Consider the following 20879-nt stretch of genomic DNA (forward strand, 5'->3'; position numbering starts at 1 on the left):
ATTTCAAGCCAAACTCAAACAGCGCGCGCCGATTGAGTATCGGCACGCGCTGGCAGCTTAGCTTTTTTCATCTGTCTACTTGACAGGGGTATGACCACTAAGCAGCCAAAGAACGGTTTTTTATATGATATCAGGTGAAAGCATCTGTTTAATATTTTCGCTGGATACAGGAGGACTCCAGAAGTAGCCCTGCATTTCATCGCATTTGTGCTTCCGTAAAAACTCCATTTGCCCTTCTGTCTCTACACCCTCTGCTATAACCTGAATGTTCAGATTATGCGCCATTGCAATAATGGCCGCAACGATTTCCGCATCGCTCGGGTCCTGCTGAATATCACGTACAAAGGAGCGGTCGATTTTCAAACGATCGATCGGGAAGTTTTTCAAATAATGGAATGAACTATAGCCGGTGCCAAAATCGTCGACGCTAATGTTAACGCCTAAGTCCGTTAAATCCAACAAGCAGCGCGATACATGGCTTACATCCATCGTCATAGACTCCGTAATTTCCAAATCCAAATATTTTGCAGCCAAACCTGTTTTTTCGAGCACGGCGGATACCTTGCTTGCCAAATCGTTTTGGACGAATTGTCTAATAGATAAGTTAACGGATACCGGAATTGACGGGAGACCCGCGTCTTGCCATGCTTTGTTTTGACGGCATGCCTCTTCCAGAACCCAATCGCCAATCTGAACGATCATTCCGCTCTCCTCGGCCAAGGGAATAAAGCTGCCTGGCAGTATCATTCCCTTGAGCGGGTGATTCCACCTTACAAGCGCCTCAACGCCAACCATCTTTCCTGAGCCCAAATCATATTGCGGCTGATAAAGAAGAATGAACTCCCCCCGCTGAATGGCACGGTACATTTCATGCTGAAGCGTAAGGCGCTCAAGCGACGAGTTGCTCCAGCTTTCCGAATAAAGCAGGCAGTCATTCTTTCCGCTTTCCTTTACCTTTACAAGCGCCATATCGGCTTTTTTGATCAGCGCATAGCTGTCATCATGCTCGCTCTTGTTCGTGACAGAGCCAATGCTTGCTGTAATATGTAAGGGGAAACCGCTCAGCTCATACGGCTCTTCAATCGACTTGAGGATCTGCTTCGACAGCTCAAGCAAATGGTTATGCGATTCTAAGTTGCAAAACAAAAGGGCGAATTCATCGCCTTCCATACGAGCTGCAAAATCGTTGTCGGAGAGGTCTCGGTTCAATCTCTCGGCGACCTGCATCAGAAGAATATCGCCAGACTCGCGTCCGAAGGATGTGTTAACGAGCTTAAAGCGATCCAGATCCAAATAACATATCCCGACGACACGCTCTTCTTCCTTGGCTCTTGCCAGCGTCTCGGTCAGCTTCATTTGAAACAATGTCCGGTTCGGTAAGCCGGTCATATCATCGTAATAAGCCATGTAGCGAATCCGTTCAACATTCCGTTTCCTATCGCTTAAATCCTGACTTATTAATACGGTACCGATGACTTCATCATCTTGAATCATCGGAGAGCAAATGACTTGAAGCTCTAGCGGAAAACCGGAACCATGCGTAATGTTAATGTTTATCTGCTTCGTTTCTCCGAGCAGCGCCTGCTCAAACATTTCATGCAGCGATTGGCGGCTGACGGGCTCGAGCAGTCGTGATATCGGCGCTCCGATAAGCTCTGAGCGGTGATATCCAAGAATGCGGCTTGACGCTTCGTTCATCTCGAGCACTAACCCGCTTCTATCCAATATAGCAAGCGGAACGGCATCTGAGCGAAGCAAGGTTTCAACGATTGCTGTATGGTAGTTTTGGAAGCTGAAATTTTCATTGCGTTTTATATAAACGATTATTGCGGTTACGAATAACGATGCGGCTATGGCGGCAGCGGTCCATTTGTACATCGAGTTAGAAATCAATAAAAAAGATACGACGATCCAAACCGATGCGAGCGCTGTTAGCAGAATGCTAATGAACAACGATCCGTTCAAAGATTGCTTGAGCGGCTGTCTCTTGCTACTTTCAGGAAAACCATCCATCCGTTTCGTCACGCACAAACGTCCTTCCTCTTTTTCGAGTCAAGTGAGTGTTCATTTTATTATAAACGATGTATCTGATCCGGTATAGAAATATTTACTAAAGTTAATTATTTTTTTGTTATTTTACAACCTATTCTGCTGCCAACGCAATTTATGACATGTTTTTTAACCTGATAATTATGCTTTTTTGAAAGCTGCAACGATAACACAGGTCCAGCCGGCAAGAAGAGCCACGCCGCCAAAAGGGGTAATAATGCCCAGCTTGCTTGCGCCGCTAAGCGAGAGCACATAAAGGCTGCCGCTAAAAAGCACGATTCCTGCCCCTATAAGACGTCCTCCGTTCAATACCAGCTTGCTCGCTCCGATTTGCTTGGCGAACAAGGCAATGAGCATAAGTCCTAGGGCGCTGTACATATGATAGCGAACGCCCGTTTCAAAAATTTCAATGTAATGGTCTGATAAATGCTTCTCCAATCCGTGCGCCCCGAAGGCACCTAGCGCGATCGCAATCGCAGCGTTTATGGCACCAATCGCAAAATATTTTGGAAACATGTGGTTTTCATTCCTTTCAAAATTGTGTATAATTTTACCGTAATTAGTAAAGGAGACGATCTAAATGGATAATGAACCGAGAAATGATGCCAACAATCCTTCCCCTAATGACCCTTATGCTGCCAGACCGGTCTTCTCAAACGAGCTTGCCGTTCAAGAAGGTCCGAAGAAGCAATCAGGATTAGGCATCGCATCTTTCGTAATTGGCTTACTATCAGTCGTATTGCTTATAATTGCTATCGTCTCAGGCTCCTCATTCGTTGATCAAATCGCGAATACTGATCTGACCATAGCTGACCCGTCAGATACAGCAGCATTTCAAGAATCTATCGAAGCGCTTGGAGAAGAAGTGCTGGTTTCTGTTATTGTGGCCGTTTTCTGCATCTTCGGAGCAGGTCTACTCTCACTAGTCGGCCTTATATTGGCAATTATCGGCGCCTTCTCCGGCAAACGCCGCAAATTGTTCAGCGTTATTGGCATCGTGCTGAACGTTCTCGCCTTTGTAGGCGGCATCGGATTGTTTTTTGCAGGCGCAGCCGCCATTGCTGCTAACGTCGCCGTTTAAACCGAAATCCAATTTCGTTTTGAAAGTCTGCTTCGGCCTCGATGGAGTGCTTGAAGCAGACTTTTTTTGTTCCTTCCGCTTACTTCACTGTAATGCGAGTGCGGCTGAAGCCTTCCCTCGTCTTACTGACCTCAAGGCAAGCCGGGAATGCATCCTTCAGTTCCTGCACGTGGGAAATCACGCCGATCATTCTTCCCGCCTTCTGCAAATCAACGAGCGCGGTAATCGCCTTCTGCAGCGATTCCTCGTCCAGCGAGCCAAAACCTTCGTCAATGAACATCATTTCGATCGTCACTCCGCCCAAATGGGACTGAATGACATCCGTCATTCCGAGAGCCAGACAAAGAGAAGCATTAAACTTCTCGCCGCCGGATAACGACTTCACATCACGGTTTTGACCCGTATAAGCATCATAGACATCGAGCCCGAGACCGCTCTGTTTCCCCCGATTTTCAAGGCGGTCGCTTCTTTGCAAGGAAAACTGGCCATTCGACAAGTCGCGGAGCCGCGCATTGGCTGCAAACAAAATTTGCTCCAAAAACTCGATAAGAATATAACGCTCGAACGAAATTTTGAGCGCGTTATCGCCCTTCAGCATTTGGAAGATGTCCATGACTTCCTCAAGCTTAGCTTCAAGCTCCTTCACCTGCCCGCTTGCCCTCCCGATAGAGGCCGACAAGCGCTGAGCCACTTGGCCGGTGCGCAGCGCCGTCTGTGCGGCGTTAATCATTTGCGTGAACTGCTGCTTCAATGCAGCAAGCCGCTCCTGAAGCTGGGCAAGATCGGCCCTCGGCCTGCCGGCAAGCTCGGTTTGAAGCTCCGCTAGCTGCTGCATTAACAGCGTAACCGCCGAACGGTAGGCAGTTATGTCCTGCTTAAGCAGCTCTCTTGCGTTTTCTGAAAGTGCTGCATCACGATATTGCTGAACCGTTTCAAAGCCTGCTTTCAGAAGCTCGGCCAGCAGCCGCTGCTCTGCAAGCTGCTTATTGTTTTCCGCCTCCGCCAGCTGACGCTCCGCTTGATCCACATAGGCCTTCTGCTCGGCCAGCTTCGCAGTCATCCGTTGAAGCTGCTCCTGAGCGGACTTCCAGGCTGCAGCCAGCCGGTCAGAGGCTGCTTGCTGCTCATTAATTTTAGCTGTCAGCCGTTCCGGCGAACGAAGCGTCTCCGGAATGCGGTCCAGCTCCTTCTGCAGCGCCGATTGCTGCGAAGTCCGCTCGATGATTAAACGCTGCTGCTCCTGCTGCAGCTGTTCCTTCTCTTGCTGCTGCTTCTCAAGCAGCTGCTCCTGCTGCTCGATCAGCTGCTTGAGCTCCGGAAGCTGCTTCGCCTTATGCAGAAGCTTATCCGTTTCTTCTTTAAGCCCGCGCCATTGCTGCAGCAGCTGCGCTCTTTGCTCTTCCAGCCTCACAGCCTGCAAGCCGAATTCAGCCAGCTCCCGCTCCCCGTCTTCACGAGTCGCATTTGCAGCTGCCGCTTGCGCGCGTGCTTCAAGCCATTCACGCTCTACAGCGCTTAGCTGCGCCTTCGTCTCCAGCAGCCGCTCGCGTGAAGGTATCTCGGCGTTCACGACTGCCTTAGCAGGATGCTCCTCGCTGCCGCATACAGGACAAGGCATGCCGTCATGCAAATGAGCGGCAAGCAGCGATGCCTGCCCTTCGATCCAGGAAGCCTCAAGCCGGTCATGCTCGTCCTTCGCTTTGGCGAGCGACTGAGCAAACTCCGCCTCGAGCTTGGCAAAACGCATCATTTCCTTCTCCACATCTACTAAACGCTTCAGCTGCTTCCCCTGCTGCTCCACAAGACGCAGCTTGTCCAACTTATCCGCTAAATCAGCCGTTTGAAGCTCCATTTCCTTGACTTGTACATTAGCAGTCTGCTTCGCATCGCGCAGCTGCGTGAGCGCGGCATCCGAAGCCAGCAGCTTGGCCGTGCAGCCATTCTCTGCCTGCACCAGCTTGTCGATCGCTTGCTGCTGACCAGCGAGCGTCTTCACGACTGGAGCCATCTCCATCAGCCTGTTTAGCTCGCGCTCAGCCTCGCGCCGTTCCTCCTCGCGCTGGTCCTCTGCCGAATATCGTTCAGCAGCCAGCGCATGCTCACGATGGGCAGTCTCAAGTTCAACGCGCCTTACGGCAAGCTGGTTCCGCTTTGCCGTTTCATCGGCGCTTGTCCGCTCAGCGAGCTCCATATAAGGTGTCAGATGCGCAGCCTTCTCCGCAAGCGCAAGCCGCTGCTCCTTGACCAGATAGTCCGCCTTCTGTCCATCAAGCTGCTCCTGCTGGGCAAGCTTCCTTACCTGCTCCTCATGCTTGCTATTTAGCGCCATAGCAAAGCGCAGCTGCGCCTCCTGTTCTTCCAGCAGAACCGAGAGCGCTACTTTCTGCTCCTCCGCTTGCACCGCCAGCTGCCTGTAAAATTCAAACTCCAGCTCCAGCGCCTCTGTCACTTGGGCGGCATTAAATATTTCCTGCTTGAATGTGCGGGACAGCTCGCTGTCCGCCCGCTCAGGCAGCGCCTCCTGTACCTGCTTCATATAAGCATTCGCCGTAGCCTTCGCTTCCTTAAGCTGATCCTGCAAACCGCGATTTTTCTGCTGAAAGCGGCTCTCCAGCCGTTCATATAGCTCTGTGCGGAATATTCGCCGCAATATCTCTTCCTTATTATCCGTGTCGGAGGTCAGCAGCCTGCGAAATTCTCCCTGCGGCAGCATGACGATCTGACTGAACTGTTCCTTGGTCAATCCGATAATTTGCTCGAGCTTGGCGTTCACATCGGAGACAATAAAACGGTCCACCGCCGGAATAGCTTCGCCGCTAGTCGTTTCGTACAGCTCTGCCTTGCCGCCCGTCTCGCTTTTGTTGCCTGCCTTGCGGTGAGGCATTTGCCTGATAACCAAATAGCTTCTGCGGCCTACCGCAAAATCGAATATGACGCAAGTGTGCGTATCCTCAGCGGCAAAATGACTGCGCAGCATACGGGAATCAGAGCGGTCCTCGCCGCTTGCCGTCCCATAAAAAGCATAGCAAATCGCATCGAATATCGATGTCTTGCCTGCTCCCGTATTGCCCGATATTACAAACAATCGACGATGCTCCAACAGGCTAAAATCAATCGTTTCGGTATCGCGATAGGAACCGAAAGCAGTCATCGTTAGCTTAATCGGCCTCATACGGCGCCCCCTTCCTCACGCAGCAGCTCCGCATACGTATCCGCAAACAGCCGTTTTTTCGCATCGGCAAGCGGCTGTCCTTTTATCTCCTGATAAAAAGCTGCAAAAAGCTCGATCGGGTCAGCCTCCCGCCTTCCCGCACTGCCGCCTGCTTCCGCAGCCGGGCCCTCCCCGCTCAAGCTGCCGGAGAGCGATGACCGGCGCTCCACATGAAGCGCATTCGGATAGACCGCCCGCACCTTCTCCATAGGAAACAAAACGGGATTATCGTTAAGCAGCGTGACAAACACATAATCCTCGTTAACCGGATGCTTCTCCAGCTCCTCGATAGAAGCGGCTACCCGGCGCATGTTCCGCAGCGGCTGCAGCTCGCGTTTCTCTACCGCCACGCCGCCAGCCCCATCAAGCTCAATAACGAAATAGCCCTTCGCATGGTTTTCCTCTGAAATCGAATATTTTAGCGGCGAGCCGGCATATCTTATCGTATTGTCCCGAACGAAATGCGCCTGATGCAAATGACCGAGCGCTGTGTAATGAAATTTTTCAAAATATGCTGCGCTCACGTGCTCAGCGCCGCCAACCGATAATGGCCGTTCGGAGTCGCTCGTATTTAGACCGGGCTCTCCTGTCGCCGTAACGAAAGCATGCCCAACGAACACATGCCTAGCGGCTGGATCCATGATCAGCTCCAGCTTCGCAGTTATTACGCGCATAGCATCATCATGCGTACGTATGGAGTCATCGCCGAGCAAATACCGGGCCTGAGCCGGATCGGCGTAAGGCACGAGATGAAAATGCACCTCCCCATGCGCATCCCGGAGCACAACGGGCTTTAGCTCCTTCTTCAGCTGACCGGCCAGATGAAGCCCGCGGCTTTCCATTAATTTTGTGCCGAAATTAATCCGGTCCGGGCTGTCATGATTACCCGATATAGCAAGAACCGGCGTATCCAAATCAATTACGATACGTGCAAGCAGCTCGTCAAGCAGCTCGACCGCTTCGGTCGGCGGCACAGCCCGATCATAAAGATCTCCTGCTATAATAACGGCATCCGGCCGCTCCGCTTCTATCGCTTGCAGCAGCTGCTGCAGCACGCAGCGCTGGTCTTCCGTCATATATACGCCTTGAACAAGCTTGCCCAAATGCCAGTCCGCGGTATGAAATAGCTTCATTCGTTCCAAACATCCCTTCCCGTCTCATCGATACTCCAGTCTATCAGACTGCTATTCTATCATTTATATTACCATTATAAATAGATTTGTGGAGGTCAACAAACCGTGTCGCGCCTAACTGCCACTTTATCCAAAAACTACATACTGCTTCTTATCGTCGTATTTGGAGGCTTTCTCATTTTTGGTTTTTCGGAAAATATAAAAGGACCTGCGCTCCCAAGGATGCAGGCTGATCTTGCGCTCGATGAGCTGCAGGTTGGTATTTTGCTTGCCTTTAACTCCCTTGGGTATTTGCTGGCATGCAGCTTTACCGGCTGGTTAGCCCGCAAAGCAGGCATGAAGCTCACGCTTACGCTAGCGTTCGGCTCCATGGTCATATCAGGTGTTTGTATCTATTTTGCTGCCAATTACACCACTCTCTCCTCCGCCTACTTCCTGATGTACGTAGGCAACGGAATACTGGAAATCGCTCTCGCCATACTGGCTGCCCGGATCTTTGTCAAAAACACGGGAACCATGATGAATCTCGCGCATTTTTTTTACGGGCTTAGCTCGACCTTCGCGCCAATGATCGCTGCATCTTTGATGGGCGTTCCTGTATTTGGCTCCGCGCTTGGCTGGCGCGGGATGTATATGCTCATGCTCGCGCTTTCCATTCTGCCGCTGCTTCCCGGAATGTTCGCCCGATATGCGAGTGATGAAGAAAAGCATGAAGAACGGATATCGCTAAAGGAATATGCTCGGGATAAGATCGCCTGGATCATCGTGGCGGTGCTGTCATTCGGCGTCATATCGGAGCTCGCCATTGGCGGCTGGCTCGTAAACTTTTTGGAGAAGGCGTATGGCTGGAGCGGTGATGCATCGGCCAAAATGCTATCCGCGTTTTTCTTTTGTTTTATGCTTGCCCGGCTGGTTCTTGGACCAATCACTGACAAAATCGGCTATACCAAGTCTCTCATCCTGTTATCGGCATTCTCCGGTATATGCTCAATTGCCGCGATTATTATAGGCGAGCCAGGTACCTTTCTATTTGCGCTGGCAGGCGTCGGCATCGCACCCATCTATCCGACTGTAATGGCCTTGCTGGCAAGACGTTACACGAACAACGCCGATACGGCCATCACCTTTACCGTTACCTTAATGGGCATTGCCGGCGTGATCGGCAACCTGGCAATAGGCGCCATTACGGAATGGACGAAGCAGCTGTTTGCCTATGGCGGGCATGAAGAAGCCAGTCTCATCGCCGGGCTGCAGGGCGGCTATATTTTCATAGGGAGCTGCGCGCTGCTCTGCTCAGCCGCCTCTCTAATCCTCTACCATATGCTCAAGAAAAGGAATGCCCTGCTTTAATAAAAAATGCCTCTGCACGCGCTGAATGACAGCGAGCCGCAGAGGCATTTATTTCTATGTTGATGAGATTCCTTCTTGTTAATCATGCCGATATCGACTGCAGGCATTCATTCAGCTTTTTGTAGACCAGCCCGTGCGCTTTGGCAACCGCCTCGTATGTGACATAACCCGCCATCGTATTTACCCCTTTACTTAAAGCAGCATTGCTGTACAGCGCTGCCATCAATCCCGTATTTGCAAGTAAGAGCACATAAGGCAAGGTTGCATTCGTTAAAGCTGCCGTAGCGGTTTGAGGCACGGCTCCAGGCATATTTGCAACCGCGTAATGCAGCACGCCATGTTTCTCATAGACAGGTGAAGCATGCGTCGTAATTCGGTCAATGGTCTCGAAAATGCCGCCTTGATCGATAGCCACATCCACGATGACCGACCCGTTACGCATGGCGCTCACCGCAGCTTCCTGCACCAGCTTTGGCGCTCGCGCTCCCGGAATAAGCACCGCGCCGATAACCAGGTCGGATACAGCTACCGCTTCTGCCACTTGATTCGATGATGATGCGAGCGTGTGGACTCGTCCGGAAAATCGTTCGTCTAAGTAACGAAGACGATTGGCATCGGTATCCATAATCGTCACGTCTGCGCCTAACCCGGCGGCAATCTGGGCGGCGCCTGTTCCGACAACGCCCCCGCCTATAATCGTAACCCTGCCCTTTCTGACTCCTGGAACGCCGCCAAGCAATATACCTTGTCCGCCATGCGTCTTCTCCAGAAATTGTGCTCCAATCTGCGCCGCCATGCGTCCTGCAATATCGCTCATAGGCGTCAATAGCGGCAGCTGGCCGCTTGCTAACTGGACCGTTTCGTAGGCAATTGCTGTCACCTTATGGCGGATGAGCGCTTCCGTCAGCTCCGGCTCAGCAGCCAGATGCAGGTACGTAAACAATAACAGCTTTTCGTGAAAATACCGGAATTCCTCCTTCAGAGGCTCCTTCACTTTTAGCACAAGCTGCCTGCTCCAAGCATCCTCCGGATAGGGTACGATAACAGCCCCTGCTGCTTGAAACTCCGCGTCGGTTATTCCGGAGCCAATCCCAGCTCCGCTTTCCACAAATACGTGATGTCCGCTCTGCATAAGCTCATGAACGCCGCCCGGAGTAATAGCGATACGGTTTTCTTGACTCTTCAGCTCCTTGGGTACCCCTATTTCCATCACAACCCGCCTCCTAAGTGCTTTTTCTGCAATGTAATTGGTTCAATGACCATTTCCATCAGCTCCCGATCACACAAATATTCCACACAATGAACCGGACATCTTGTATAATCGTAAAAAAGCGTTACAAATCCGATATGGACGGTGACTGCCTATGGTAAAGACGGTGCTCCAGCTTACGGTAAAAGAAATTTTGAAGCGTCCTCTGTTTCATAAAGCGGAAGCCATCGCCAGCGAGGAAGCGCTGAACCGCACTGTAAAATGGGTTCATATCATGGAAGTAACCCAAGTTGGCCACCTCTTAAACGGCCATGAGCTTATTCTGTGCACCGGTATCGGCTGGCATGACGACGAAGCGCTTAGCTTATCGTTTCTGCAGCAGCTTATCGACAGCGGCGCGTCGGGTCTATGCATTGAGCTTGGCCTCTACGCCAAGCAGCCTTTCGATAAGATGAAGGAACTCGCCCTGCGCGAGAACTTCCCCCTCATTTTTTTCCACGAAGAGGTCCGCTATATCGATATCACCCAGGATCTTCACGCCTACTTCATTTACCAGCATCATCGCATGGTATCCGAGCTGGAGACATTGTCTACCGCACTCAATCAATTGCTGCTCTCCGGCAAAGGAATGATGTCTCTGCTGCGGCTTCTGCATCAAACGACCGGCGCTCAAGTCGCTTTCTTCCCATTAGGGGCAGAGGCTCATTTCATCCCTCATATGCCAAGGGCCAAAGCCGACAGCTTTTACGAGCAATGGGTTTATGGCAAAATGTTCGCCGAGCCGCAGCAAAAGCCTCTAATCGCTCATCGTCCGATACTGGCGCTCGACCATTTATTCGCTGATTTGCTGCTGCAAGGCAAGCAAGAGCTCAGCGAATTTCAAATATTAGCACTGGATCGCGCTGCAACTGCCATTGCCCAGGAAATGATGCGGACCAAGTACATGGAGGAGCGGCGCCGTCATAAGGAGGATCTGTGGTCGGTGGATTGGCTTAGCGGCAAGCATTCGGCTAATGATATCCGCGACTACTTCCGCTCGCTTAAACCGCGCGCCAAGCTGACGGGCGTAACCGTCTGCCTCTTTGAATTTGACGATAACACGGAGCAGTTGACCGACAAGGAAGACGGCGCTCTGCTCATTCAGAAAAACATGGTTGCCCGCGCTATTTTTGAAGGAGAAGGCTTCCTGCTCCTGCCGCTGCTGCAGCATGGCCAAATCGTATTCATCGTGCTTGACCAGCTTGGCGCCGTTAAATACAAGGAACGTCTGCTGCGGGCGATTGACCGCCTGCAAAAAACGGAACAGCTTCAGGAGCCGGCCTTCTTCTCGTCGCATATTGGCATCGGCAGCTATATGACGCAATTAACGAATGTGCAGGAAAGCTACGAGACCGCGAAGGAAACGATTTCGATTCAAAAGGATATCGGGCCGCTGCCATCGCCATTCTATAGCGATTTGCATCTGCACAAAATCATTTACACGCTTAAAAAGGCGGATGCCCTCCCTGCTTTAATGGAGGACTATATCGGGCCGGTAGTCGCCAGCGACCAGGAGAAAAACGGTCATTTGCTGCAAACTTTACATTTGTATTTGAAGCTATCCGGCTCTAAGCAGGAAACGGCCAAGGCGTTATTCATCGCAAGGCAGACGCTCTATCACAGGCTCGATAAGCTTGCTTCGCTGCTTGGGAATGATTTTATGGAGCCCGGCAAAAGATTAACCATCGAGCTCGCGCTGTGCGCATATGAGTATGTGCATGGCCCTATCGTTTAGGGAATACGGGCTTGCCTGATCAGCAGATTGGCAAAATATTTCCGGGCATCCGCCGTCTCTACGAGCAGAGAGGCCTGATCCCCTCCGGGATGCTTTAGCTCCAGCCAATCGCCGCTTAAGCCTTCCCGGACGCCCGTAATGACATACTGCTGCTTCATATAGGCATCAATTTTATTTTTCTCTTCTGCAAACTGCTCATAAGCGGACATGTCCTTCTCCTCCTCCGGCGCTATTGCTTGACCTTTTCCTTCGATGCGGGTGCCGCTGCGCCCGCCGGCGTATATGGCGCCCGCTTCAAGTATCGTCCCGCTCCAAGCGCACCAACAAATTGCCTGTCCCGGATGACAAACTCACCTCGCGACAGCACGCTCACCGGCAAGCCGGTCACCTGCATGCCTTCAAACGGATTGTAGTCTACGTTCATATGATGCGTTTCCACCGAGAGCGTACGCTGCGCTAACGGATCAAAGATTACGATATCCGCATCGCTGCCAACCGCAATCGTCCCCTTCCGCGGGAAAAGACCGAACAGCTTCGCATTGCGCGTCGATACGATATCTACGAATTGATTAAGCGTAATGCGACCTTTGTTAACGCCTTCCGAATAAAAGAGCGAGAAGCGGTCCTCAATGACGGGTCCGCCATTCGGAATTTTGCTGAAATCGCCAAGCCCAAGATCCTTTTGCCCGTTGAAATTAAAGGAGCAGTGATCCGAGCCCAGCGTCTGCAATTGACCGATCTTCAGCGCATTCCACAGCATCTCCTGATGGAATGCTTCGCGAAGCGGAGGCGACCATACGTATTTGGCCCCTTCAAAATCCGGCTTCTCCAAATACGACTGATCCAGCACCAAATATTGCGGACAGGTCTCGCCCCAAATATCCACGCCTTGCATTCGCGCCTCCGCGATTTGCATGACTGCTTCCGCGCACGTTACATGAACAACGTACAGCCTTGCTCCGGCAAGCGCAGCCAGCTTAGCCGCGCGTCCTGTCGCCTCCCCTTCAATAATCGAAGGTCTCGTCAGCGCATGATAGATCGGATCGGTGTTTCCTTCATCCAAAGCTTTCTTAATGAGATATTCGATGACGTCGCCATTCTCGGCATGCACCATCACCATCGCGCCAAGCTCCTTGGCAGCGAGCATCGTGCGGAATAGCGTGCCATCGTCGGCTTGAAACACGTTTTTGTAAGCCATAAATACCTTCAAGGATGTAATGCCCTCTTCCATGACAATCGATGGCAGCTCAGCCAGCACCTCATCGTTAATTTCACCGATCATGAGATGAAAGCCGTAATCGATAACGGCTTTTCCATTCGCTTTGTTATGCCACGCCGCAATGGAATCGCTGAGCGGCTTCCCCTTCGTCGTCAGGCAAAAATCGACGATCGTTGTCGTTCCTCCGAATGCCGCCGCCGTTGTGCCGGTTGCAAAATCGTCGGCCGTAACCGTACCGCCAAACGGCATTTCGAGATGGGTATGCGGATCAACCCCGCCGGGAAACACATATTTTCCGGAAGCATCAATCACTTCATCCGCTTCCGCCTCTAAGTCAAAGCCGATTTTCGCGATAACGCCCTCTTTAATAAGCACATCAGCTGCATACGTATCGGCAGCCGTTACGATCGTACCGTTTTTAATCAGCTTGGCCGTCATTCTACACCGCCTCCTTCTTATCGGTATCATCCGATTCCTTACCTTTCCCTATCGCTCCAATCGCCGCTTGCCGCTGATTCCAGCTGAGCGGCAGCTCCGACATTGGAACCTCTATCATCGAAATCGCGCCTTCCACCGGACAAACGATCGAGCAGAGGTTGCACCCTACGCAATCCTCCTCGCGAACCTTGAGGTAAGCTGCGCCGTTTTCGTCCGTATGACGCTCGATGCACTGGTGCGACGTATCCTCGCAAGCAATATGGCATTTATTGCATACGATGCAGTTATCCTGCTCGATTCGTGCGACTACCGCATAATTTAGGTCGAGATCCCCCCAATCCGAATAACGCTCTACCGATTTGCCGATCAGCTCATTGACGGATTTCAAGCCCTTATCATCCAAGTAGTTGTTCAAGCCGTCGATCATGTCCTCTACGATGCTGAAGCCGTGATGCATCGCTGCCGTGCATACCTGTACACCCGTTGAGCCCATAAGCAGGAACTCGACCGCATCCCGCCAGTTCGATACGCCTCCGATGCCGGAGATTGGAACGCTGACTAATGGATTGCGGGCGCATTCCGCAACCATGTTAAGCGCAATCGGCTTAACGGCAGGGCCGCAATAGCCGCCATGCGCCCCTTTGCCGCCAACATGCGGAATTGTATTCCACGTGTCGATATCTACGCCGGCAAGCGAATTTATCGTATTGATCAGCGATATCGCATCTGCTCCCCCTCGAACGGCCGCTTTGGCCGTTGCCGTAATATCGGTAATATTCGGCGTAAGCTTGACGATAACCGGCGTTTTTGCGGCCTCCTTGACCCACATCGTCTGCATTTCAACCAGATCCGGCTGCTGGCCGGATGCGGCCCCCATTCCCCGTTCAGCCATGCCGTGCGGACAGCCGAAATTCAGCTCCAGCCCGTCAACGCCGACATCCTCGACTCTTTTTACAATTTCATGCCATTTGTCGCGCTTCGGCTCCACCATCAACGATACGACGAGCGCATGGTCCGGAAACCTTTTTTTCGTTTCATATATTTCCTTCAGATTGACCTCGAGCGGCCGGTCCGTAATCAGCTCTATGTTATTGAAGCCCGCTACGCGCTGGCCATTGAAATGAACCGCGGCAAAACGGGACGAAGTATTGATGATCGGATCGCCCAGCGTCTTCCATACGGCTCCGCCCCAGCCCGCTTCAAATGCGCGCTGCACCTGATAGCCGGTATTCGTTGGCGGCGCCGAAGCGAGCCAAAATGGATTGGGCGAAGAAATGCCTGCCAATTGAATGCGTAAATCAGCCATAAACTTCCCTCCCTGCAATAAGCGTCTTGTAAATCGAGTATGCGGCAAGCTTGCCCTGCTGTGCTGCGGCTACCACCATCGCTTCGCCTTGCCCCCCGCCGAAAACAACGTCTCCTGCCGCATAAACGCGGGGATTGGAGGTTTGATGCGTTTTAGTATCCACCGTTACGATACCGTGTTTATGCTCCAAACCAAGCTGCTCGATTAAAGGCAAATGCCGCGTCTGCCCAATCGCCTTGATGACGGCATCGACCTCCAGCAGAAATGCGGAACCTTCTACGGGAACCGGTCTTTTTCTGCCTCCGTCAGCCGCTGCTTCCAGCCTCATCTTTATGCATTCGAGCGCCTTGACGTTTCCGCCCTCATCTCCGATAATCCGGCTCGGAGCGCTCAGCCACTCAAACTCTACGCCGTCCTGCTTTGCAAACTCGAATTCAAAATCGTATGCGGTCATTTCCTCGCTCGTCCGGCGATAAACCATCTTCACGTTAGCCGCTCCCAATCTTACCGAGCAGGTTGCGGCATCAACCGCCGTATTGCCCGCCCCTATGACGGCTACCCGTTTGCCGATAAAATCAGACGTAAGCTCCGTTTTGGTCGCTTCCACAAAATCGATTGCATCGTATACGCCTGTTAGCTGCTCGCCCTCAATACCGAGATCAGGCACCTTGGACATGCCGGTCGCCAGCACAATCGCATCATACTGCCCCAGCAAATCATCCACACTGACATCGGTGCCAACCTTTGTGTTTGTCCGAATATCGACACCCAGCTTCTTTACCTGCTCGACTTCCCAAAGCGATATGCTCTGCGGCAAGCGAAACGAAACGATGCCGAACGTGTCAAGGCCGCCCGCCTGCTCCTTTGCTTCGAATATCGTGACGGCGAAGCCGAATCTCGCAAGCTCGCGCGCCGCGGACAGCCCCGCCGGACCGCCGCCAATGATCGCGGCAGACTTGCCGTTGCTTTGACCGGCTGAGAACAAATTTTGCTCGTTCTTAATCGCCCAATCCGTCGCATAGCGCTGCAGATCCCCGATCATAATCGGCTTAGACGAATGATTCAGCACGCAAGCGCCCTCGCATAGCTCTTCCGTCGGGCATACCCGCGCGCAGGAAGCGCCAACCGGATTCGCATCCATGATGGCTCGCGCCGACCCTTTCATATTGCCGGATGCAATTTTTTTAATGAAAGAAGGGATGTTGATGCCGGTCGGGCATGCCTTAATACAAGGAGCATCATAGCAATACAGACAGCGGTTCGATTCCTCTACAGCTGCCTTCGGCCGCATCCCCGCCTTCACCTCGGCAAAATTCCGTCTCAGCGAATCGACAGGAATAAACGCCGCATTGACCGTCATGCTCATGTCATTCCCTCCTCATAAACTTACGATATTGTCATACGTTTCCGGCCTGCGGTCGCGGTAAAACTGCCATACGTTTCTGACCTCGCGAATAAGCTCCTTATCCATTTCGCCGATGATGACCTCGTCCTGGTCTCTGCTGCCGATAGCAACAATTGAACCGCGCGGATCGACCAAATACGATTGGCCGTAAAACTCGCCCATATTCCAAGGGGCTTCCATTCCTACCCTGTTGATTGCCGCTACATAATAACCGTTTGCCACCGCATGCGCCGGCTGCTCCAGCTTCCACAAATACTCCGACGTGCCGGCAACCGTTGCGGAAGGGTTAAACACGATCTCCGCTCCGTTTAGTCCAAGCGCACGCGCGCCTTCCGGAAAGTGCCGGTCATAGCAAATGTATACGCCGACCTTGGCAAAGGCAGTATCGAAGACGGGATATCCCAAATTGCCCGGCTTAAAATAATACTTCTCCCAAAAACCGCAGGAGCCGCCGCCTGCCGCTACATGCGGAATGTGATGCTTGCGGTATTTCCCGAGATACGCTCCGTCCGCATCAATGACGGCTGCCGTATTATAATAGGTGGCGATCCCCTCCCGCTCATAGATGGGCAGAATGATGACGACGCCTAGCTCCTTAGCCAGCTCTTGAAAAAGCCTCGTTGTCGGTCCGCTTGGAATTTCCTCCGACGCCGCGTACCATTTCGTCTGCTGCTCCGAGCAGAAGTACGGCCCATAAAATATTTCCTGCAAGGAGATGATCTGAGCGCCCTTGGCCGCCGCCTGGCGCACAAGTCCGATGTGCTTCTCAATCGCCAAGCGCTTATGGGCTTCTACCGGCTCATCGCCATGCAAATCATTAGACGCTTGAATCAATCCGATCTTTACTTTGGTCATCTGCCATCCCCCTACTATTCGCTCATTTTCCGGGCCGTCCGGTAGAGCAGCTCCGCTCCAAGCTCAATATCCTCAGGAGAAGAATACTCTTTCGGATTGTGGCTGATCCCTTCCTTGCAGCGGACAAAAATCATGCAGTAATCGCACACATAGGACATCGTTAACGAATCATGAAAGGGGCCGCTCATCAGCTCCGGCGGCGTGAGTCCCATCTCCGCAGCCTGCTCCCGCATAAGCGCTCTTAGCTCGGGCGCGCAATAGCGCGGATCGCTCTTCGTATCCTCGCGAATGGTGTACGTCAAGCCATGCTCCAAGCAAACAGCGTTAATGAGAGAAAGAAGCTGCTCCTCCAGAGCGTTTCTGCGTGCCAGGTCTATATCCCGGAAGTCGACCGTGAAGCTCACCCTCTCGGGAATAATATTCCGGGAATCCGGAAATACCGATAGCGAGCCGACTGTCCCGACCGTTGGAGCGCCGGGCGCCTGACGCGCCAATTCATTCAGTCCTACAATAACCTTCGCGCAGCCGACCAGCGCATCCCGACGCATCGGCATCGGGACGGAGCCCGCATGTCCTGCGAAGCCGGTCATTTCAACCGTCCACCAGACCGGACCGGATATGCCGCTAACGATCCCGATCGGCTCGCCCAGCGTCTCCAGCACCGGACCTTGCTCGATGTGCAGCTCCAGAAAAGCGCCGATCCGTCCTTCCTGGAAGGTATAGCCGGCAAACCCGGCAGGATCGCAGCCAAATTCGAGCAGCGCTTCCCTGCGGGTCATTCCGTTCTTATCGGTTCGATCCAGCTCGCCTTCTTCAAGCCTTCCCGTCATTCCCCTGACACCGAATAACCCTTTATTGAACCTGCAGCCCTCTTCATCGCAGAAGGCGACTACCTCAATATTCCTTGCTGGCCGAAAGCCCTTCTCGACCATCGTCTGAACCGCCTCGATAGCCCCCAGTACGCCGATAACGCCGTCATATCTGCCGCCATACGGCTGCGAATCGACATGAGAACCAAGCATTAATACCGGCGCCGCCTGATCGGTTCCTTTTAGCACCCCGATTAAATTGCCGAACGGATCGATTCGCGCCTCCATTCCAGCTTCCGTCATCCAGCTCCGCACCAGCTCTACGCCTTCACGATCCTCCTTCGACAGAGCAAGACGGCATACGCCCGTATCTCCGATTTTCCCGATTTGCGCCAGCTCAAAAATACGTTCATGCAGCCTTTTGGAATTAATGCCTGCCTCCGTCGAAACCTTCATCCGTTTCTCCTCCTCTCTCAGCCCCCCCGAACACCTGAAGCAGCGTACCTGCGATAAACACGATTTCATCATCCGTCGCCGACAAAGGAGGACTAAGCGTCAAAATATTCATAAAGCCCGGTACCGTATCGCCATTTTTGCCAATTAGAAGTCCCTTTTCCTTGCAGCCCGCAATAATGGCCGCCACTCTCGCAGCAGAAGCAGGCTCCTTTGTCTGTTTATCCTCCACCAGCTCAATGCCGATCGCCGAGCCAAATATTCTTATTTCGCCGACATGCGGATGCGCATTAAGCGGCTTCAAACGGCTAAACAGCTCTTTTCCGATAGATGCAGAGCGGCTGACTAAATTTTCCCGCTCCAATATTTCAATGTTTTTCAGCGCCACCGCGCAGGAAACAGGGTTGCCGCCGAAGGTGTTCACATGCCGGAAATGACTGTCCGGCCCGCTCTCTTTGAAGCTCTCGTACATATCAGCCGATACAGCCGTTGCCGACAAGGGAGAATACGCGCTCGTCAGCCCTTTCGCCATCGTCACAATATCGGGACGGACGCCGAAGTTCAGATGCCCGAACTTCTCACCCGAGCGTCCGAAGCCGCAGATAACCTCATCGACGATAAGCAGCACATCATGCTTGTCGCAAATGGTGCGCAGCTTTGCCAAATAATCGTCCGGCGGCACGATCATTCCGCCGCCCGTAATGGCCGGCTCAACAATAATGCCGGCTACCGATTCCGGACCTTCCCAAACGATCGCATCCTCGTAGGCTTGAGCGCATTGCAGCTTGCAGGCCCCCTTCGTTTGTCCGAAGGGACAACGATAGCAATAAGGAGGAGGCACATGCGTGAAGCCGACGCCAAGCGGCTCGTACTTTAGCTTGCGCTGCGCCTGCCCCGTGGCGCCAAGCGCGCCCATGGAGTTGCCGTGATAGGCGCGGTGACGCGAAATAAACTTATGCTTGGATGGCTTTCCCCGCTGATGATGATATTGACGGCCGATTTTGAAGGCGACTTCATTCGCATCCGATCCTGAGTTGGAGAAAAATATCCGATAATCACCCTCCAACCATTCGCTCAGCTTGGCGGCAAGCTCAATGGCGGGAACATGTGACCCAATCAGCGTCGAATATGCGATCTTCTTCATCTGTCCGGCAGCAGCTTCGGCAATTTCCGCTCGTCCGTGGCCAACGTTGACGCACCATAACCCGGACATGCCGTCCAAATAGCGGTTGCCGTCAATATCGGTAATCCAGCTGCCTTCCCCAGATACGATAACCATCGGATTTTCGTTATGCGGAGAAATATGATGCCACAAATATTTGCGATCCTTCTCGAGCAGCGCTTCCTTCGCTTCCGTATCCATTGCTGTCTCTTTTCCGCCCATAGATTGCATTCACTCCTTCGCGGCTGCCGCTTCTATAGTAGAATGGACCGCGGATGAGACCATCCGCGATCCTTACAGACTAGCTTATGCGGCTACTTCGCCGCATCTTCCAAAATTGTTTTGTCGATTGCGGCTGCAAGGTCGGGAGCCTTCCTGATGAGCTCATATTTGAGTGCAATATCGACTGTCCGCTGCACCGCTTCATCCACAAACGAACCTACCTGCGCCTCTGTAAAGCCCTCCGGCTTAACAAGCTTTGCCATTTCCATCAGCATCGTCGTCTGATGCTCCTTCGTCGTGCTTCCCTCCGTTACGGCGCTCATCACGATATCAACCGCTTCCGCTTGATTCGCAACCGCATAGTTCCAGCCCTTCATCGTCGCTTTAATCGCTTTGACGGCAAGGTCGCGATTGTTCTTCAGCCACTCCTCCTTCACGACCAGCGTATCCTCCAGCATCCCGACGCCGGCATCCTCAAAGTCATAAACGTACAAGTCCTCTTCCTTTACGCCGCTCTCAAGCACGACATGGTATTCGTTGTAAATCGTAGAAATGGCAACGTCCAGCTGCTTATTAAAAAACTGGTCCATCGTAAAGCCCTGCTTCACCAGCTCAACGTCCTTCTTCGGATCAAGCCCGTTTTTCTCCATGAACGCAAGCACTTGGAATTGCTGGCTGCCTGTCCACATACCGACCTTCTTGCCCTTCATCTTCGCCGGCTCGTCAATGCCGGACTCCTTGCTCGCCACGAATCGATAAGAGCTCTTCTGCAGGATTTGCGCGATCGAGACGAGCGGCAGCCCGTTATCACGGTTCACAAGCAAGCTGTCGAAGCTGGTTACCCCTATATCCGCAGCGCCGTTTACGACCTGCTGCTCGATCACGACATCCGGCCCGCCCGGGATGATTTCGACGTCCAGACCTTCCTCTTCATAGAAGCCTTTTTCCTTCGCAACGAAAATGCCGGCAAACTGCGCCTGCGGCACCCACTTCAGCTGAATCTTCACCTTCCCCAGCGGTTCAGCGGCCGGCTTGCCGGTCACAGCCGGCTCATCAGTGGAAGCTGCAGGCTCATTCGCGTTGCCGCAAGCAGCCACGACGAGCAGCGCCATCACAACCATCATCGTTAAAACGGATTCCAGCATACGGCTTCTCTTTGTCATGCAGACCATTCCTCTCCATTATCGATTCTCTATTTAAAA

At 52.6% G+C, this 20879-nt stretch carries 16 protein-coding genes; 3 read left to right on the forward strand and 13 right to left on the reverse strand.

The genetic code is table 11. From position 1 onward, the window contains the following. Positions 1 to 120: 120 nt before the first annotated feature. Together ASG81_RS20770 and ASG81_RS20775 are read right to left on the reverse strand one after the other, a co-directional pair. Positions 121 to 2025 (reverse strand): putative bifunctional diguanylate cyclase/phosphodiesterase, encoded by a 1905-nt coding sequence (locus tag ASG81_RS20770; RefSeq protein ID WP_056638682.1) that lies wholly within the window; start codon positions 2023 to 2025, stop codon positions 121 to 123. 165 nt (positions 2026 to 2190) lie between these two features. After that, the gene (locus tag ASG81_RS20775; RefSeq protein WP_056638685.1) at positions 2191 to 2565 is read right to left on the reverse strand and encodes a DUF423 domain-containing protein; all 375 of its coding nucleotides are present in this window, start codon (positions 2563 to 2565) and stop codon (positions 2191 to 2193) included. Positions 2566 to 2629: 64 nt separating this feature from the next. Between ASG81_RS20775 and ASG81_RS20780 the strand changes: the two genes are divergently transcribed. Next, on the forward strand, positions 2630 to 3130 hold the full coding sequence (locus ASG81_RS20780) for a hypothetical protein (protein WP_056638689.1): 501 nt from the start codon (positions 2630 to 2632) through the stop codon (positions 3128 to 3130). A gap of 79 nt (positions 3131 to 3209) precedes the next feature. Here ASG81_RS20780 and ASG81_RS20785 read toward each other — a convergent pair whose 3' ends face one another. Both ASG81_RS20785 and ASG81_RS20790 read right to left on the reverse strand, forming a co-directional pair. Next, entirely contained in the window at positions 3210 to 6302 is a 3093-nt protein-coding gene (locus tag ASG81_RS20785; RefSeq protein WP_056638692.1) for an AAA family ATPase, read from the reverse strand. Then, positions 6299 to 7474 (reverse strand): exonuclease SbcCD subunit D, encoded by a 1176-nt coding sequence (locus tag ASG81_RS20790; protein WP_056638694.1) that lies wholly within the window; start codon positions 7472 to 7474, stop codon positions 6299 to 6301. The genes ASG81_RS20785 and ASG81_RS20790 overlap by 4 nt, the downstream gene beginning before the upstream one ends. Positions 7475 to 7579: 105 nt before the next feature. Here ASG81_RS20790 and ASG81_RS20795 point away from each other — a divergent pair, with 105 nt between their 5' ends. Beyond that, positions 7580 to 8824 (forward strand): MFS transporter, encoded by a 1245-nt coding sequence (locus ASG81_RS20795; protein WP_056638697.1) that lies wholly within the window; start codon positions 7580 to 7582, stop codon positions 8822 to 8824. 82 nt (positions 8825 to 8906) lie between these two features. On the opposite strand, the gene ald is transcribed toward ASG81_RS20795, so the two are convergent. After that, positions 8907 to 10034 (reverse strand): alanine dehydrogenase, encoded by a 1128-nt coding sequence (ald, locus tag ASG81_RS20800; RefSeq protein ID WP_056638700.1) that lies wholly within the window; start codon positions 10032 to 10034, stop codon positions 8907 to 8909. A gap of 154 nt (positions 10035 to 10188) precedes the next feature. Here ald and ASG81_RS20805 point away from each other — a divergent pair, with 154 nt between their 5' ends. After that, entirely contained in the window at positions 10189 to 11808 is a 1620-nt protein-coding gene (locus ASG81_RS20805) for a PucR family transcriptional regulator (protein ID WP_056638706.1), read from the forward strand. Here the strand turns inward: ASG81_RS20805 and ASG81_RS20810 are convergent. The 8 genes from ASG81_RS20810 to ASG81_RS20845 form a co-directional block, all read right to left on the reverse strand. Then, positions 11805 to 12017 (reverse strand): hypothetical protein, encoded by a 213-nt coding sequence (locus ASG81_RS20810; RefSeq protein WP_056638709.1) that lies wholly within the window; start codon positions 12015 to 12017, stop codon positions 11805 to 11807. The genes ASG81_RS20805 and ASG81_RS20810 overlap by 4 nt on opposite strands. Positions 12018 to 12037: 20 nt before the next feature. Then, a complete protein-coding gene (hydA, locus tag ASG81_RS20815) occupies positions 12038 to 13465 on the reverse strand; it encodes a dihydropyrimidinase (protein ID WP_056638712.1) in 1428 nt (475 codons plus the stop codon). 1 nt (position 13466) lies between these two features. Continuing rightward, positions 13467 to 14771 (reverse strand): NAD-dependent dihydropyrimidine dehydrogenase subunit PreA, encoded by a 1305-nt coding sequence (gene preA, locus ASG81_RS20820; protein ID WP_056638715.1) that lies wholly within the window; start codon positions 14769 to 14771, stop codon positions 13467 to 13469. Next, positions 14764 to 16131: an NAD(P)-dependent oxidoreductase gene (locus ASG81_RS20825; RefSeq protein WP_056638752.1), complete on the reverse strand. Its 1368-nt coding sequence runs from the start codon at positions 16129 to 16131 to the stop codon at positions 14764 to 14766. Before ASG81_RS20825 ends, preA begins: the two co-directional genes overlap by 8 nt. Before the next feature lie 18 nt (positions 16132 to 16149). After that, positions 16150 to 17031 (reverse strand): nitrilase-related carbon-nitrogen hydrolase, encoded by an 882-nt coding sequence (locus ASG81_RS20830; protein ID WP_056638718.1) that lies wholly within the window; start codon positions 17029 to 17031, stop codon positions 16150 to 16152. A gap of 14 nt (positions 17032 to 17045) precedes the next feature. Beyond that, on the reverse strand, positions 17046 to 18296 hold the full coding sequence (locus ASG81_RS20835) for a M20 family metallo-hydrolase (RefSeq protein WP_056638721.1): 1251 nt from the start codon (positions 18294 to 18296) through the stop codon (positions 17046 to 17048). Continuing rightward, positions 18268 to 19677 carry an aspartate aminotransferase family protein gene (locus ASG81_RS20840; RefSeq protein WP_056638724.1) on the reverse strand — a complete coding sequence of 470 codons (1410 nt, stop codon included), beginning with the start codon at positions 19675 to 19677 and terminating at the stop codon, positions 18268 to 18270. The genes ASG81_RS20835 and ASG81_RS20840 overlap by 29 nt, the downstream gene beginning before the upstream one ends. A gap of 92 nt (positions 19678 to 19769) precedes the next feature. Further along, positions 19770 to 20840 carry an ABC transporter substrate-binding protein gene (locus ASG81_RS20845; protein ID WP_155971743.1) on the reverse strand — a complete coding sequence of 357 codons (1071 nt, stop codon included), beginning with the start codon at positions 20838 to 20840 and terminating at the stop codon, positions 19770 to 19772. Between the last annotated feature and the right edge of the window lie 39 nt (positions 20841 to 20879).

Origin of the sequence: Paenibacillus sp. Soil522, assembly GCF_001428245.1 — a bacterium.
Taxonomy (GTDB): domain Bacteria; phylum Bacillota; class Bacilli; order Paenibacillales; family Paenibacillaceae; genus Pristimantibacillus.